The sequence below is a fragment of the Anianabacter salinae genome, assembly GCF_019061145.1.
In the GTDB taxonomy this organism is placed as follows: Bacteria; Pseudomonadota; Alphaproteobacteria; order Rhodobacterales; family Rhodobacteraceae; genus Anianibacter; species Anianibacter salinarum.
In genome coordinates this window covers 640,046-653,326 of the sequence record NZ_JAHQZS010000002.1, presented here as the reverse complement: position 1 = coordinate 653,326, position 13,281 = coordinate 640,046, and the positions used below count along the sequence as shown (strand labels likewise).

14 protein-coding genes and 1 other RNA gene are annotated in these 13,281 nt (G+C 66.1%); 10 read left to right on the top strand and 5 right to left on the bottom strand.

All coding sequences use genetic code 11. From position 1 onward, the window contains the following. Positions 1-3: 3 nt before the first annotated feature. The 8 genes from KTJ87_RS07770 (at position 4) to KTJ87_RS07735 (ending at position 7,747) form a co-directional block, all read left to right on the top strand. Entirely contained in the window at positions 4-933 is a 930-nt protein-coding gene (locus KTJ87_RS07770; RefSeq protein WP_267138530.1) for a BKACE family enzyme, read from the top strand. Continuing rightward, the gene (locus KTJ87_RS07765; protein ID WP_267138529.1) at positions 933-1,727 is read left to right on the top strand and encodes a glutathione S-transferase family protein; all 795 of its coding nucleotides are present in this window, start codon (positions 933-935) and stop codon (positions 1,725-1,727) included. Before KTJ87_RS07770 ends, KTJ87_RS07765 begins: the two co-directional genes overlap by 1 nt. 73 nt (positions 1,728-1,800) lie before the next feature. Beyond that, positions 1,801-2,790: a TRAP transporter substrate-binding protein gene (locus tag KTJ87_RS07760; protein ID WP_267138528.1), complete on the top strand. Its 990-nt coding sequence runs from the start codon at positions 1,801-1,803 to the stop codon at positions 2,788-2,790. Positions 2,791-2,841: 51 nt separating this feature from the next. Then, complete coding sequence (locus KTJ87_RS07755; RefSeq protein WP_267138527.1) at positions 2,842-3,348, top strand: TRAP transporter small permease; 507 nt, start codon at positions 2,842-2,844, stop codon at positions 3,346-3,348. A gap of 8 nt (positions 3,349-3,356) precedes the next feature. Further along, positions 3,357-4,640 carry a TRAP transporter large permease gene (locus tag KTJ87_RS07750; RefSeq protein WP_267138526.1) on the top strand — a complete coding sequence of 428 codons (1,284 nt, stop codon included), beginning with the start codon at positions 3,357-3,359 and terminating at the stop codon, positions 4,638-4,640. 10 nt (positions 4,641-4,650) lie between these two features. Further along, complete coding sequence (locus tag KTJ87_RS07745) at positions 4,651-5,601, top strand: D-2-hydroxyacid dehydrogenase (protein WP_267138525.1); 951 nt, start codon at positions 4,651-4,653, stop codon at positions 5,599-5,601. Further along, positions 5,601-6,770 carry a M24 family metallopeptidase gene (locus KTJ87_RS07740; RefSeq protein WP_267138524.1) on the top strand — a complete coding sequence of 390 codons (1,170 nt, stop codon included), beginning with the start codon at positions 5,601-5,603 and terminating at the stop codon, positions 6,768-6,770. Before KTJ87_RS07745 ends, KTJ87_RS07740 begins: the two co-directional genes overlap by 1 nt. A gap of 11 nt (positions 6,771-6,781) precedes the next feature. Next, complete coding sequence (locus tag KTJ87_RS07735; RefSeq protein WP_267138523.1) at positions 6,782-7,747, top strand: amidohydrolase family protein; 966 nt, start codon at positions 6,782-6,784, stop codon at positions 7,745-7,747. A 251-nt stretch (positions 7,748-7,998) separates the two neighbouring features. Here the strand turns inward: KTJ87_RS07735 and ssrA are convergent. Together ssrA and KTJ87_RS07725 are read right to left on the bottom strand one after the other, a co-directional pair. Further along, positions 7,999-8,352: a transfer-messenger RNA gene (gene ssrA, locus KTJ87_RS07730) on the bottom strand. Between the two features lie 117 nt (positions 8,353-8,469). Then, positions 8,470-9,516, bottom strand: a complete 1,047-nt coding sequence (locus tag KTJ87_RS07725; RefSeq protein ID WP_267138522.1) for a type 2 periplasmic-binding domain-containing protein — start codon at positions 9,514-9,516, stop codon at positions 8,470-8,472. 167 nt (positions 9,517-9,683) lie between these two features. Between KTJ87_RS07725 and KTJ87_RS07720 the strand changes: the two genes are divergently transcribed. Then, positions 9,684-10,196: a DinB family protein gene (locus KTJ87_RS07720; RefSeq protein WP_267138521.1), complete on the top strand. Its 513-nt coding sequence runs from the start codon at positions 9,684-9,686 to the stop codon at positions 10,194-10,196. 68 nt (positions 10,197-10,264) lie between these two features. Then, the gene (gene acuI / locus KTJ87_RS07715) at positions 10,265-11,257 is read left to right on the top strand and encodes an acryloyl-CoA reductase (RefSeq protein WP_267138520.1); all 993 of its coding nucleotides are present in this window, start codon (positions 10,265-10,267) and stop codon (positions 11,255-11,257) included. On the opposite strand, the gene speE is transcribed toward acuI, so the two are convergent. The 3 genes from speE to KTJ87_RS07700 form a co-directional block, all read right to left on the bottom strand. After that, on the bottom strand, positions 11,254-12,105 hold the full coding sequence (gene speE, locus KTJ87_RS07710) for a polyamine aminopropyltransferase (protein WP_267138519.1): 852 nt from the start codon (positions 12,103-12,105) through the stop codon (positions 11,254-11,256). The two genes, acuI and speE, sit on opposite strands and share 4 nt — an antisense overlap. A 120-nt stretch (positions 12,106-12,225) precedes the next feature. After that, on the bottom strand, positions 12,226-12,738 hold the full coding sequence (gene speD / locus KTJ87_RS07705) for an adenosylmethionine decarboxylase (RefSeq protein WP_267138518.1): 513 nt from the start codon (positions 12,736-12,738) through the stop codon (positions 12,226-12,228). A gap of 277 nt (positions 12,739-13,015) precedes the next feature. Next, a complete protein-coding gene (locus KTJ87_RS07700) occupies positions 13,016-13,243 on the bottom strand; it encodes a DUF1127 domain-containing protein (RefSeq protein ID WP_267138517.1) in 228 nt (75 codons plus the stop codon). Positions 13,244-13,281 lie beyond the last annotated feature (38 nt).

The following is a 13,281-nucleotide window of genomic DNA, read 5'->3' as shown; positions in this document are numbered from 1 at the left end:
GACATGGCCAAGACCAAGACTGTCATCACCTGCGCCATAACCGGAGCGATCCACACACCGACCATGTCGGATGCGTTGCCCTACACCTACGACGACATCGCCGCGCAGGCCATCGAGGCCGCCGAAGCCGGAGCGTCGATCCTGCACCTGCATGCACGCAACAACGAGACCGGCGCGCCCTCGGTCGATCCCGAGGATTTCCGCCCCTTCCTTGGCCGGATCAAGCAGGCGACAGACGCGGTGGTCAACATATCGACGGGCGGCTCGCTGACCCTGTCGATCCAGGACCGCATTCGCCCGGCCGCGACCTTCAGCGCCGAGATGTGCTCGATGAACATGGGGTCGATGAATTTTTCCTTCCACCCGCTCGCCAAGCGGCACGAGACCTGGAAATTCGACTGGGAGAGGGACTATGTCGCCAATTCCGACGGCAACATCTTTCGCAACACGTTCCGCGACATCAAGGAAGCCTCCGAGACGCTGGCGCCGCACGACATCAAGTTCGAGCATGAATGCTATGACGTGGGGCATCTCTACAACCTGAAGTTCTGCGTCGACATCGGCCTGTTCAAGGCGCCGATCTTCATCCAGTTCGTGATGGGCATCCTTGGCGGGATCGGCGCGGACATCGACAACCTCGTCTTCATGAAGAAGACCGCCGACAAGCTGTTTGGTGACAGCTATCGCTGGTCGGTGCTAGCGGCGGGGGCCGCGCAGATCCCGATGGCCGTCACCGCCAGCCAGATGGGCGGCAACGTGCGCGTGGGGCTGGAAGATTCCCTGTTCATCTCGCGCGGCGTTCTGGCGGAGTCGAATGCCCAGCAGGTCGCCAAGATCCGCCGCATCGTCGAAGACCTGGGATCGGACGTGGCGACACCCGACGAGGCGCGCGAGATCCTGGGCCTCAAGGGCGGCGACAGGGTGAACTTCTGATGCTCACGCTGCACCACGCCCCCAACAGCGTCTGCTCGCAAAAGGTCCGCGTAGGACTGGCCCTGATGGGGCTGGACTGGGACAGCGTCGTGCTGGACCTGCAGCGCGGCGACCAGTTCGCGCCGGATTACCGGCAACTGAACACCGATGCTGTGGTGCCCACGCTGGTGGATGACGGGCTGGTGGTGACAGAGTCGAGCCTGATCCTGTCCCATCTCGACCGCGTGCATCACGGCGGACGGCTCATGCCGACCGATGTTGCCGGGCAGGCGGCGGCGGAGCATTGGCTATTGCGCTGCCTCGCTATCCACGCGGCGATCAACACGCTGAGCTTCGCCACGGCCATGCGGCAGGCGATCCTTGCCGCGAAGACGCGCGACGAGATCGAAGCGCAGACGTCGCGGATGCCCGATCCGATCATGGCGGCCAAGCGGCTGGACCTGATCCTGAACGGGCTCGCATCGCCTTATGTCGCGCAAGCCATGCTGCACTTGCGACGGCTTTTCAAGGACATGCAGGCGGGGCTTGCGGCTCGATCATGGCTGGGCGGGGCGACGCCCGGGATCGTGGACGTGGCGCTTGTCGCCTATGTCGACCGGCTCGACCGGCTGGGGCTTTCGCGGCTTTGGGAGGGCTCTCTGGCGATCGCGCCGTGGCTCGAGCGGTGGCAGGCGCAGGATGCCTACGCGCGCGGCATCGCCGATTGGGTGCCGGGCGACAGCGCAGAGCAAATGCGCGCGGCAGGGGCCGCACACTGGACCGAGATCGAGGCCGCCTGGCAGGCCACAGCCTGACACGCGACTGGCGACCCGCCGCCAGACGGCGGGAACAAGGCGGAAATTTCCGCCACAACAGGGGAGACGAGACATGAAACTGAATGCACTCAAACTGACCGGCGCGGTGCTGGTCGCCGGGATGCTGGCCACCCCGGCGATGGCCGAGACGCTGAAGGTGACGACCTTTCTTCCGCCGGTCCACACCTTCGTGAAGGCGATCAACGCGTGGGGGGCAGAGATCGGCGAGAAATCGGGCGGCGAATTGCAGCTCGAGGTGTTCCCCGCTGCCCAGCTTGGCCCGCCGCCGCGCCAGTTCGACATCGTGACCTCGGGCGGGGCGGACATCGCGATCTTCCTGCACTCGCTGACGCCGGGACGCTTCCCGATGATCGAGCTTGCAACCTTGCCGCTCACTCACCCATCGGCCGGTAACGCCAGCGCGATCATGTCGCGCAGGCTGACCGAGCTTGCGCCGGAATACCTGGCCGCGGAACATGCAGGGACCAGGATCCTGTGGCTTGCCGTCACGCCGCCGCTCAAGATGCACCTGGCCAATGCCGACCCGAGCGATCTGTCGAACCTGGATGGCCTTCGCATCCGCTATGCCGGTTCCGTCTGGCAGCAGATCATCGAAGCGATGGGGGCCGCGCCCGTGCCGGTGCCGCCCGCCGAAACCGGCGATGCCATGGGCAAGGGTGTCGTCGATGGCGCGACCTTCCCGTTCGAGGCGACCAAGGCGTTCGATCTTGCCCCGGTCACGCAGTACTCGCTGGAACCCGGCATCGCCTCGGCGACCTTTGCAGTGGTGATGAGCGACGCGGCCTACGACCGCCTGTCGCCCGAGTTGCAGAAGGTCATCGACGAGACCACGGGCCCCGACCGCGCAGCCTGGTTCGGATCGCTCTGGGACGAGGGCGAGACAGAGGGACGGCGGTACATGGCCGACGCCGGCGTCAATATCGTGTCGCTCGACGCGGCGGGTCTCGAGACGCTGAAGTCCACCTTCGCACCCATCATCGAAGCGGGTGTTTCCAAGGCCGGGCCGACCGGTCAAGCGTTCCTTGACGCCTACACGCAGTAGCCAACCCGGCCCGCCCCGCCGGGGCGGGCCCCTCCCCGACAGGACAGCCCGATGAACGCATCCCGGAAACCGGACCCGATCACGCGAACCATGCACGCCATCGCCGGTGTCGCCCTTGTGGCGATGATGCTGGTCGTCGTCGGCGATGTGGTTCTGCGCGCGGTCTTCAACATGCCGATCAAGGGCGCCTACGATCTTGTAAGCGTGGCGTTGCTGGTCATGACCATGTTCGGGATCGCTCCGGTCGTTGCGGGGCGCACCGAGATCCTGATCGACCTGATCGACGGTCTGCTGCCCGCCGTAGGGCTGCGCCTGCTGGCGCTGGTGTCTGCCTGCACGGGCATCGTGCTTTTCGCCTTCTTCGGATGGGCGATGATCCAGCCTGCGCTGGACGCCTGGAGTTGGGGCGAGCGTTCGCTGGAACTCGGCTTGCCGAAATGGCCGCTTTGGGTCGTGGCCTTCGTGGGGCTGCTTGGCATCTTCTGGGGCTATCTGCTGCAACTTCGCGCGGCGCTGCGCGCTGAACCGGACCATTCCAGCGCAGAGGGTGGGCTGTGACTCCCTTCATGCTCGGGATGTCCGGCATCGGCCTGATGCTGGTCCTGCTGTTCCTGCGCCAGCCTGTCTGGCTTGCGCTCGCGGTGATCGGCGTTGGCGGCAACCTGCTGCTCAACGGGGTCATGTCGGCCCGGTTCATGGCCGGGACGACGATGTTTGACGTGGCCTCGAACTACAACCTCTCGGTCATTCCGCTCTTTATCCTGATGGGAGAGATCGCCACCGGCTCGCGCATGTCGGCCGAGCTGTTCACCGCCGCGCGCGTCCTGCTGTCCGGCCTGCGGGGCGGGTTGGCGGTCGCGACGATCGCGGCCTCGGGCGCGTTCGGTGCAATCTGCGGCAGCTCGGTCGCGACGGCAGCCAGCATGACCCGCATCGCGATGCCCGAGATGGCGCGCGCGGGGTATGATCGCGGGTATGCCGCGGCGACGGTGGCGTCGGGCGGATCGCTGGGCATCCTGATCCCGCCGTCGATCATCCTCGTGATCTACGGCTCGATCACCGAAACCTCGGTCGCGCGGCTGTTCGCGGCGTCGATGATCCCGGGGCTGGTCCTTCTGAGCCTCTATGTCGTCGTGGCGATGCTGAAGGCGCGCGGTGCGGCCGCGCCGGTCGAACGCGCGGCGTCGCTGGGCGAAAGGCTGCGGGCCCTGCGAGAGCCGTGGCAGTTCGTGCTGCTGTTCGTCCTGACCATCGGCGGGATCTATGCGGGCCTTTTCAGCCCGACCGAGGCTGCGTCCATAGGTGCATTCGGCGCGATCGTGCTGGGTGTGCTGCGCGGCTCGCTGAACCTGCCCAAGCTGATCGACGCGGTGGGCGCGACTGTGCTGGTGTCCTGCGCGCTGTTCATGATCATCATCGGTGCGACGCTTTTCTCGAATTTCGTGGTGCAGACGCGCCTGCCCGATAACCTGCTGAACCTGGCCGAAGGGTCCGGGATGACCGTCTGGCAGGTCATGGCGCTGATCGTGCTGATCTATATCGTTCTGGGCTGCTTCCTTGAAGGCATCGGCATGGTGTTGATCACCGTGCCGGTCTTCCTGCCCATCGTCACGCAATACGGCTTTGACCCGATCTGGTTCGGCGTCCTGGTCGTCGTCCTGGTGGAACTTGGCCTGATCACGCCGCCCGTGGGGATGAACCTGTTCATCATTCGCGCGCAGGTGCCGGACGTGCAGATGAAGACGATCTACGGCGCGATCACGCCGTTCCTGATTGCGCCGGTCGTTCTGGTCGGCCTTCTTTTCCTGCTGCCGGGCCTCGCGCTCTGGCTGCCGAGCGTCCTGTACTAGGAGCACCGCAATGAAGACCGTCACCATCCGCCATGAATTGCCCGACTGGAGCGACTGGTACGCGGCAGAGCTGTCACAGTCCTTTCCGGGCAACACGTTCCGCGCGGCGCATTCCCTTGAACAGGCGATGGCGCTGGCGCCCGAAACCGAGGTCTTCGTAGGCATCGGCCCCAAGATGACGCCGGACCTGGTTGCGGCGATGCCGCGGCTCGAATGGGTGCAATCCCTGACCACGGGCATCGACAATCTTCTGGCGATGGAGGCTTTTCCCAAGGGCGTCCCGATCAGCAAATGCACGGGCGTGCAGGGGCCGCAGATGTCGGAACTGGCGCTGATGTTCATGCTGGCCCTCTCCCGTCGGTTGCCAGAGGTTCTGGCGGCGCAGCACAGGGCCGAATGGGACCGCAGGCCGCAACCGCTGCTTCATGGCAAGACGGTATGCCTTCTGGGCCTCGGCAGCATTGCCGAGACGCTGGCGCTGTATTGCCGGACGATGGGCATGACCGTCACGGCGGTGTCCGGGCGCAGTGCCGCGCCGAACGTCGACCGCATCCATCCCCGCGATCGCTTGACCGAGGCTGCGGCAGAGGCGGATTTCCTTGTCGTCCTCGTGCCGCTGTCGCCTGACACGCGGCACATCGTCGGGCGCGACGTCCTGGCGGCGATGAAGCCGACGGCGTTTCTCATCAACATCGCGCGCGGCGGCTGTGTCGATGAGGCGGCCCTGCTGGACGCGCTGCGGACGGGCGCTATCGCCGGGGCGGGCGTCGACGTCTTCGAGACCGAACCGCTGCCTGCGGGCGACCCGCTGTGGTCCGCGCCGAACGTCATTCTGACGCCGCATGTCGGCGGTTTCGCGGATGTCTACCACAAGCAATGCTTCCCGACCGTGCGAGAGAACTTTCGCCGCTACCTGGACGGCGGCCCGGACGCGCTGACCGAGGCCTCAAGGAGGACATGATGCAAACGAATTCCCCGATCTCCTCTGCCGAGATGGAGCGTCGCTGGGCGCTGGCCCGGGGCGTCATGGCCGATCTCGGCCTCGATGCGCTGGTCTGCCAGGCGCGCGAGGACTGGATCGGGGGCTATGTCCGCTGGCTGACCGACGTGCCCGCGAACAACGGCTATCCCCGCACCGTGATCCTGTTCGCCGACCGGCCGATGGCGGTGGTCGAGATGGGCGCCTTCGGCACCGACCGCGTGACCGATCCGAAAGTGCAGGCCACGCGGGGCGTGAGCCGGGTACTGGGCACGCCGTCCTTTCACTCGGTTGTCTACACGATCGACTACGATACCGCGCTGGTTGTTGGCGCTCTGCGCGATGCAGGGGCAGGGCGCATCGGGCTGCTGTGTCCGCAGGCCCTGCCGCACGGGTTGATGCAGGGGCTTCAGGCCGGGTTCGAGACCGTCGACGCCACCGATGCGCTTGACCGGGTCAAGGCGATCAAGAGCCCCGAAGAGATCGCCCTGATCCACGAGACGGCGATGCTTCAGGACAAGGTCTTTGCCGAGGTCTGCGATTTCATCCGCCCCGGCGTGACCGACCGCGATGTCGCCGCCCATGCCGAGGTGGTCGGGCGCCGGCTTGGCTCGGACCAGGGCATCCAACTTGGTCTCTCGGCGCCGATAGGCAACCCGTCACGCTTCCTGAACCGTCCCTACCAGAGGCGCGAGATCGAAGACGGCGACCATATGTCGATCCTGATCGAGGTGAGCGGCCCCGGCGGCATCTACCTTGAAATCGCGCGCACGATGGTCCTTGGCCGCGCCGACGACCACCTGTTGCAGGCGTTCGACAACGTGAGGGCCGCGCAGGATCACACCCTGTCGCTGATGAAGCCGGGCGCCGATCCGGCGGCCATCGCGCAGGCGCATGACGACTGGATGCAGGCGCGTGGCCTGCCCCCCGAGACGCGGCTCTACGCCCACGGGCAGGGCTGCGAGATGGTCGAGCGCCCCCTGATCCGCCGGGACGAGACGATGCCCTTGGCCGAGAACATGCTTCTGGCCGTGCATCCGGGATATGACGACGGCCGCGTCTTTGCGGTGATCTGCGACAACTACATGATCGGCCACGATGGTCCAGGGGAATGCCTGCACCGGACCGAGAAGAAAATCTTCGAACTCTGAAGGACTTACAGATGACGCTTACCCCCAAAATCGCGCTTGAAGAGCATTTCATGCATCCCGATTTCGTCGATTACTGGGCGACGACGGCGCCGAACATCAGCCCGAACCTGTTCGGCAAGGCCCGCGCTGCGCTTGAGGATTTCGGCGAGCAGCGCCTTGCGGCGATGGACGGGATCGGCGTGAACAAGGCGATCCTGTCCCTGGCCGGGCCGGGTGTGCAGGCCGAGACGCGGACGGAAACCGCAGTTACCGAGGCGCGGAAGGTGAACGATTTCCTTGCATCCGAGATCGCAAGGCGCCCGGAGCGCTACGGCGGCTTTGCGCATCTGGCGATGCAGGACCCCGCCGCCGCCGCGGACGAGCTTGAACGCTGCGTGCGCGACCTTGGCATGCAGGGCGCCATGATCAACGGGCAGACCGGCGGGACCTATCTCGACGACGACCGCTATGCGGTCTTCTGGGAACGGGTATCGGACCTTGAGGTGCCGGTCTACATCCACCCGAACAACCCGCCCGAGCGGGTGCACATGTATCACGACCACAACGAGCTTTGGGGCCCGGTCTGGTCCTGGACGGTGGAAACGGCAACCCACGCGTTGCGGCTGGTCTTCGCGGGCACGTTCGACCGCTATCCGGGGGCAAAGCTCGTGCTCGGCCATCTTGGCGAAACGCTGCCCTACCTCATGTGGCGGCTCGACAGCCGGTGGGAGATCTCGAACCGCGGCACCATGCGTCTTGCGCATCCGCCATCGACCTATTTCCGGCGCAACGTCTGGGTGACGACCTCGGGCATGTGCGCGGACGCGCCCCTGCGCTGCGCGATCGAGATGATGGGCCCCGAGCGGGTGATGTTCTCGGTCGACTACCCCTTCGAGCGTCCCGATGAGGCGGGCGACTGGATCGAGGCCGCGCCTCTGGACGACAACGAGCGCCGCAAGGTCTGCCATGACAACGCGGCGGCCTTGCTGAACCTGTGACCCTAGACGCCAGCAAGAGGACCGCCATGAGACGTGTCTGTTCCGCTGTTGGCGCGGCGGGCCAGACGCCTGGACCCCCAACCTGATCGCGTTCCCGAAACGGCAGGGGTTGCGCGATGGACGGTCACGCCCGGCAAGCCGTCCTGCGGTGTCGCAGGATCGGCATGGTCAATAGCAGGGCAAGATCAGGCGCGCCCGGATCGCGGGCGCCGAAAAGGTCGCGCGTTCAAGGCCGTGCGAGGAAGGATTGAAGTGCAGGCTTCTGTTGCCAGGTGCCTGCGAACCCCGCCTTACGCGGCTAAGCGCAAGGGCTTAAGTTTCGGTCTCGTTACTGCTTACGCAGCAACGGCGACCGGAGCACGGTTGTCGTTTGCAACTGTACAATTTGCACCGATAACGGTGGTGGCTCACCGGGACAAAGCTACACCTTTACACGTTCGTCGATCCTGTTTCGGCCCCATCCGCCCTCAAACGAAGGGGATGTTGGTGGAGCCGCCGGGTACCGCCCCCGGGTCCGATCCGCTTATTCCGTGCGCGTTTATGTCCATAGCTGCGTTGCCGCAGCACCCATCAAGATAAGCGGGACCGGGGCGGCATTCAAGTGCCGCCGCACCCATTGCACGCCGGATCGGCCGCCCTCCGAAGGGGCCCGGCCTCTTCGCATCTTTGGTCCTCAAATACCTCCGGGGGGTCTGGGGGGCAGAGCCCCCCAGCCGCGACGATCAGAACCCGGCCTTGATCTTCTCGAACTCCGAAACCATCTTCTCACGCAGCTCGGCATTCATCGGAAGCTGCGCAAGGACCGGCGCGTCGATCTGGCCAAGGCCCACGCTGGTCAGCATCTCCTCACCCTGGTCCGCCATCGCGGCAGCGTTCGAATGGCCATAGCCCGCTTCCAGCAGCGGCACGGTCGAGGACGGCGCAAGCATCGCGTTCAGATAGTCATAGGCCTTGTCCTCGGACCCTTGCGCGTCGGCCATGTTCACGTAGCCGCACAGCCACAGCGACGAGCCCTCGCTTGCCTCGCGCTGAAAACCGATCGGAAAGCCTTCGTCGACCATCGTCGGCAGCGTCTCGTTCCAGGCCCAGCTTACCAGAACCTCGCCCGTGGCCAAAAGCTGCGATAGCTCGCCCGGGTCGGTCCAGTAGGTGCGCAGATGCGGGTGCGCCTCGCGCAGCCACGCGCTCGCCGCGTCCAGTTCGGCATCGCTTGCGTTCTGCCAGTTGGTCACCCCGGTGGCCAGGAACGCCAGCGCATAGGCGTCGTCCACGTTGTCGGGAAGCGTCATGCGCTGGCTGTATTTCGGGTCGTGGAACACCTGCAGCGACGCCACATCCTCGGCCGGGACCTCTTCGGTGTTGTAGGCGATGGCGGTCGATCCGAAATCGGTCGGGACGAAATAGACGTCCTGCGCGGCGGCGGCGATGTCTTGGCCCGTCAGGTCCGCGTTCAGATCGCCGTAAGCGTTGATCTTCGAGACGTCCCAAGGCTCTGCCAGCCCCGAATCGACGAACTTCGTCACCGACCCGGCGCAGACATGGGTCACGTCGGCCTTGAAGCCCGAGCGCAGCTTCTGGAACGCTTCTTCCTCGTCGCCGAAGAAGGCGAAGGACGGGCTGGCGCCGTGCTTTTCGGCATAGCCGGCGTGAAAGGCGGGGTCCTCGAAACCCGAGTAGTCGAAGACAAGAAGGTCGGAATCCTGCGCGGCGGCGGCCGTGGCCAGCCCGGCAAGCGCGGTGGATGCAAGAAGGCGGGTGAAGGCGGTCATCGGTATCTCCGGTGAAAGGGTGCAAGTTGCCGCAGAAACGCTAGCAGAGAGCGCAGCGATCACAAGGGCCGAGGTGCGGCCTGCGCACCGGGGCGCGAGGAAGGCGTTGATCGCGGCGCAAAGCTTGGTCACTCTGCGCGCCAGGTGATGGATATGGAGGATGCCGGATGATCTCGCCCGCGCATGTGCAGACGATGGCGCGCTACAACGGCTGGCAGAACCGCAGCCTGGTGCAGGCCGCCGACAGCCTCGGCGCTGCCGCCCGGCTGGAAGATCGCGGAGCCTTCTGGGGCGGCATCCAGACGACGCTGGTGCATGTGCTCTGGGCCGACCTGATCTGGATGAGCCGGTTCGACGGCTGGGACCGCCCGCAGGTGACCATCGGCGAAAGCCCCGATCTCGTGACCGACTGGGACACCTTCTGCGACATGCGCGCGATGGCCGACCGCGACATCGCCGCCTGGGCCGATCGCCTGCAGGACAGCGACCTCGCTGGCGATCTCACATGGCACTCGGGCGCAAGCGGGCGCGATGTGACCAGGCCCCGGTGGCTTCTCGTCACGCACATGTTCAACCACCAGACGCACCACCGCGGGCAGGTCCACGCGATTCTGACCGCTGCGGGCGCCCTGACCGAGGACACCGACCTGTTCCTGATGCCGGCCGATCCCGCTGGCTGACAGCGCGCCTTGACGCGAACACGCATCGCGCCATGCTTCCCCAAGGCACGCAACAGGGAGGGCAGGCGATGTTCAAGGCACTTGTGGTCACGCGGGACGAGGACGGAGCGACCAGCGCGAAGGTGCAGGATCTTGCGCTCGGCGATCTGCCCGAAGGCGAGGTGACGGTCGCGGTCGAGTATTCCACCGTCAATTACAAGGACGGCCTGTGCATCGGCCCCGGCGGCGGCCTCGTGCGCACTTATCCGCATGTGCCCGGCATCGATCTTGCCGGAACCGTCGAGGTGTCGGACGATCCGCGCTACGCGCCCGGCGACAAGGTCGTCCTGACCGGCTGGCGCGTCGGCGAGGCGCATTGGGGCGGCTATTCCCAGAAGGCGCGGGTCAAGGCCGACTGGCTGGTGCCGCTTCCAGGTGGCCTCGACACGCGCGCGGCGATGGCGGTGGGCACCGCAGGCTTTACCGCGATGCTGGCGGTGATGGCGCTCGAGGATCATGGATTGACGCCCGGCACAGGCCCGGTGCTGGTCACCGGCGCGGCGGGCGGGGTCGGGTCGGTCGCCACGGCGATCCTGTCGCATCTGGGATACGAGGTCGCCGCTGTCACCGGGCGCCCCGAGACGGCGGATTACCTTAAAAGCCTCGGTGCCAGCCAGATCGTGCCGCGCGAAGAGCTGAACGAGACCGTCAAGCGCCCGCTCGAATCGGAACGCTGGGCGGGCTGCGTCGATGCCGTGGGCGGCGCGATGCTGGCCCGTGTCCTCGGCCAGATGAAATACGGCGCCTCGGTCGCGGCGGTGGGTCTTGCAGGCGGCGCGGCGCTTCCTGCGACCGTGGTTCCGTTCCTGCTGCGCGGCGTCAACCTTCTGGGCATCGACAGCGTCCTGCAGCCCTATGACAACCGCCTGCGCGCCTGGGACAGGATCGCGCGCGATCTGCCGATGGACCGGCTCGAGGCGATGGTGCAGCCCGCAACGCTGGCCGACCTTCCGCAGCTTGGCGCCGAGATCCTGCAAGGCAAGGTCAAGGGCCGCGTCGTTGTGGACGTGGCGGGCAGTTAGGGCAGCAGACGCGCGATATAGCCGGGCAGGGCGAACGCCGCCTTGTGCACTTCGGGCGTATAGTAGAACGGCGCGAGCCCGGCCGCGTCAAACCGCGCCGTCAGCGTAGCGAGGTCAACGTCCCGCGCCGCGCCGTCCGTGCCCCAGCCGAACGCCATCGGCCCGCCCGAATAGGTCGGCACCGTGGCGGTATAGCAGCCCCAGTCCGAGAACAGCGCCTTGAAGGCGCGCATCGTGTTCGTCAGCTCCTCGCCCTGCAGGAACGGCACGCCGTTCTGCGTGACAAGGATGCCGCCGTCGGCCAGCGCGCGCCGCGCATGGCCGTAGAAGCTGTCCGTGAACAGCACCTCGCCGGGCCCCACGGGATCGGTCGAGTCGACGATGATGACGTCGAACCCGGCTGCCGTCTTCATGAATTCGGCTCCGTCCGCGATCACCAGATCGAGCCTTGGATCGTCGAACGCCCCTTGCGAGACGCCGGGCAGGTAGTCCTTCGAGAATGCCACCACGCCCGCGTCGATCTCGACCATCGTCACATGCTCCACGCCCGCATGGCGCAGCACTTCGCGAGCCATCCCGCCATCGCCGCCGCCGATGATCAGCACCCGCCGCACCGCGCCATGCGCCAGGATCGGCACATGGGTCAGCATCTCGTGGTAGATCGCGTTGTCGCCTTCGGTGACCTGCACGACGCCGTCCAGCGTCAACACCCGCCCGAATGTGGGGTTCTCGAACACCCGAAGCCGCTGGTGCGCGGTCTCGCTGTCATAAAGAACCCGCGCCTCGCGCAGCGCCTGCGCATGATCGCCGTGCAGCCGCTCGACGCTCCAGCCGGTCATGTCCGCCATTCCCGCGCCCTTCCCCTCTTTGGCCCTCTTTGGTCCCGAAATACTCTGGGGGGTCCGGGGGGCAACGCCCCCCGGCCGGTCGCCCCGGCGCAGCCGGGGCGAAACCGGAGCCGATCCCGGTCAGGCCGCCGCAGTCTCGTTCACAAGGCCGTCGCCGCGCAAAAGCTCTTTCACGCGAACGTCCCGGGTGCCGAAGGCTTTCGCCAGCACGTCCACGGCCTTCCACGGCTGCGCGTCGCCGCACATGAACACATCGAACGCGCCATAGCCGATCTCGGGCCAAGTGTGCACCGAGATGTGGCTTTCGGCCAGCACCGCCACGCCCGAAACGCCCTGCGGCGAGAACTTGTGCGTGTGGATGTGCAGCAGCGTCGCGCCGCATTCCTCGACGCAGTCGCGAAATGCGGTCTGGATGCGCGCCTCGTCGTCAAGTCCGTGGCCGTCCACGACCTCGATGATAAGGTGCGTGCCTGCAAAGACGCGGCCGTCACGGCGAATGAAATGATCGTCGCGGTCCTCGTTCAGCACGCCGGATGCAATGTCCACGGCTTCACGGTCCGCAATGCGGGTATCTTCCTCTTGGGCGCCTGTCTCCAGACCGATCCCCAGTTGGAAGAGGTTGGCGCTGGTCATGGGCGCTCCTCTCTCACCAGTAGTTCGTTCCAGAGGTTCCTTAGCGCCCCCCCATCGCAGCCCTCGGGATGCGACGAGGTTGGGATCGGTCCCTCACTCGAAGGATTGCAACTAAAGCCACGGGCCGAGTCGTTCAACCCCTGCTGCGTGGTTTTCCTTCGGGAAAGGGGGAAAGACGAAAAGGGCGGCCCGCGATGTCACGGGCCGCCAGTCTGGCCCCGGAAGAGTTTGGGGCACAGGGAACTTGCGGCAGGGCGCCAGGATCAGACGTGCCGGGTCAGCCCTGCCAGAACGGGCGCTCGGCCTCGCGGGCGGCGCGCATCTCGTCGATGCCGATGTCCCTCAGAAGGTGCGGCGGCAGCTTTGAGAGGTGCTTTCGGCTGCGGCGACGCTCTTCCCATGTCGCGAGCACCACGACCGCGCGCAGGGCCAGCTCCGACATCGGTCCGATGCGGCGGCCACCCAGGAAATCGAGGGCGGAGTGCGGGGTATGGGTCTGTGTCATGGGAGCGTCCTTTCGCGGAATGTATCGACACAATGTGC

What these genes read in the sequence shown, in the direction of transcription:
- KTJ87_RS07770 (WP_267138530.1), top strand. Translation starts at nt 4, where the DNA reads ATGGCCAAGACCAAGACTGTCATCACCTGCGCCATAACCGGAGCGATC.
- KTJ87_RS07765 (WP_267138529.1), top strand. Translation starts at nt 933, where the DNA reads ATGCTCACGCTGCACCACGCCCCCAACAGCGTCTGCTCGCAAAAGGTC.
- KTJ87_RS07760 (WP_267138528.1), top strand. Translation starts at nt 1,801, where the DNA reads ATGAAACTGAATGCACTCAAACTGACCGGCGCGGTGCTGGTCGCCGGG.
- KTJ87_RS07755 (WP_267138527.1), top strand. Translation starts at nt 2,842, where the DNA reads ATGAACGCATCCCGGAAACCGGACCCGATCACGCGAACCATGCACGCC.
- KTJ87_RS07750 (WP_267138526.1), top strand. Translation starts at nt 3,357, where the DNA reads ATGCTCGGGATGTCCGGCATCGGCCTGATGCTGGTCCTGCTGTTCCTG.
- KTJ87_RS07745 (WP_267138525.1), top strand. Translation starts at nt 4,651, where the DNA reads ATGAAGACCGTCACCATCCGCCATGAATTGCCCGACTGGAGCGACTGG.
- KTJ87_RS07740 (WP_267138524.1), top strand. Translation starts at nt 5,601, where the DNA reads ATGCAAACGAATTCCCCGATCTCCTCTGCCGAGATGGAGCGTCGCTGG.
- KTJ87_RS07735 (WP_267138523.1), top strand. Translation starts at nt 6,782, where the DNA reads ATGACGCTTACCCCCAAAATCGCGCTTGAAGAGCATTTCATGCATCCC.
- KTJ87_RS07725 (WP_267138522.1), bottom strand. Translation starts at nt 9,516, where the DNA reads ATGACCGCCTTCACCCGCCTTCTTGCATCCACCGCGCTTGCCGGGCTG.
- KTJ87_RS07720 (WP_267138521.1), top strand. Translation starts at nt 9,684, where the DNA reads ATGATCTCGCCCGCGCATGTGCAGACGATGGCGCGCTACAACGGCTGG.
- acuI (WP_267138520.1), top strand. Translation starts at nt 10,265, where the DNA reads ATGTTCAAGGCACTTGTGGTCACGCGGGACGAGGACGGAGCGACCAGC.
- speE (WP_267138519.1), bottom strand. Translation starts at nt 12,105, where the DNA reads ATGGCGGACATGACCGGCTGGAGCGTCGAGCGGCTGCACGGCGATCAT.
- speD (WP_267138518.1), bottom strand. Translation starts at nt 12,738, where the DNA reads ATGACCAGCGCCAACCTCTTCCAACTGGGGATCGGTCTGGAGACAGGC.
- KTJ87_RS07700 (WP_267138517.1), bottom strand. Translation starts at nt 13,243, where the DNA reads ATGACACAGACCCATACCCCGCACTCCGCCCTCGATTTCCTGGGTGGC.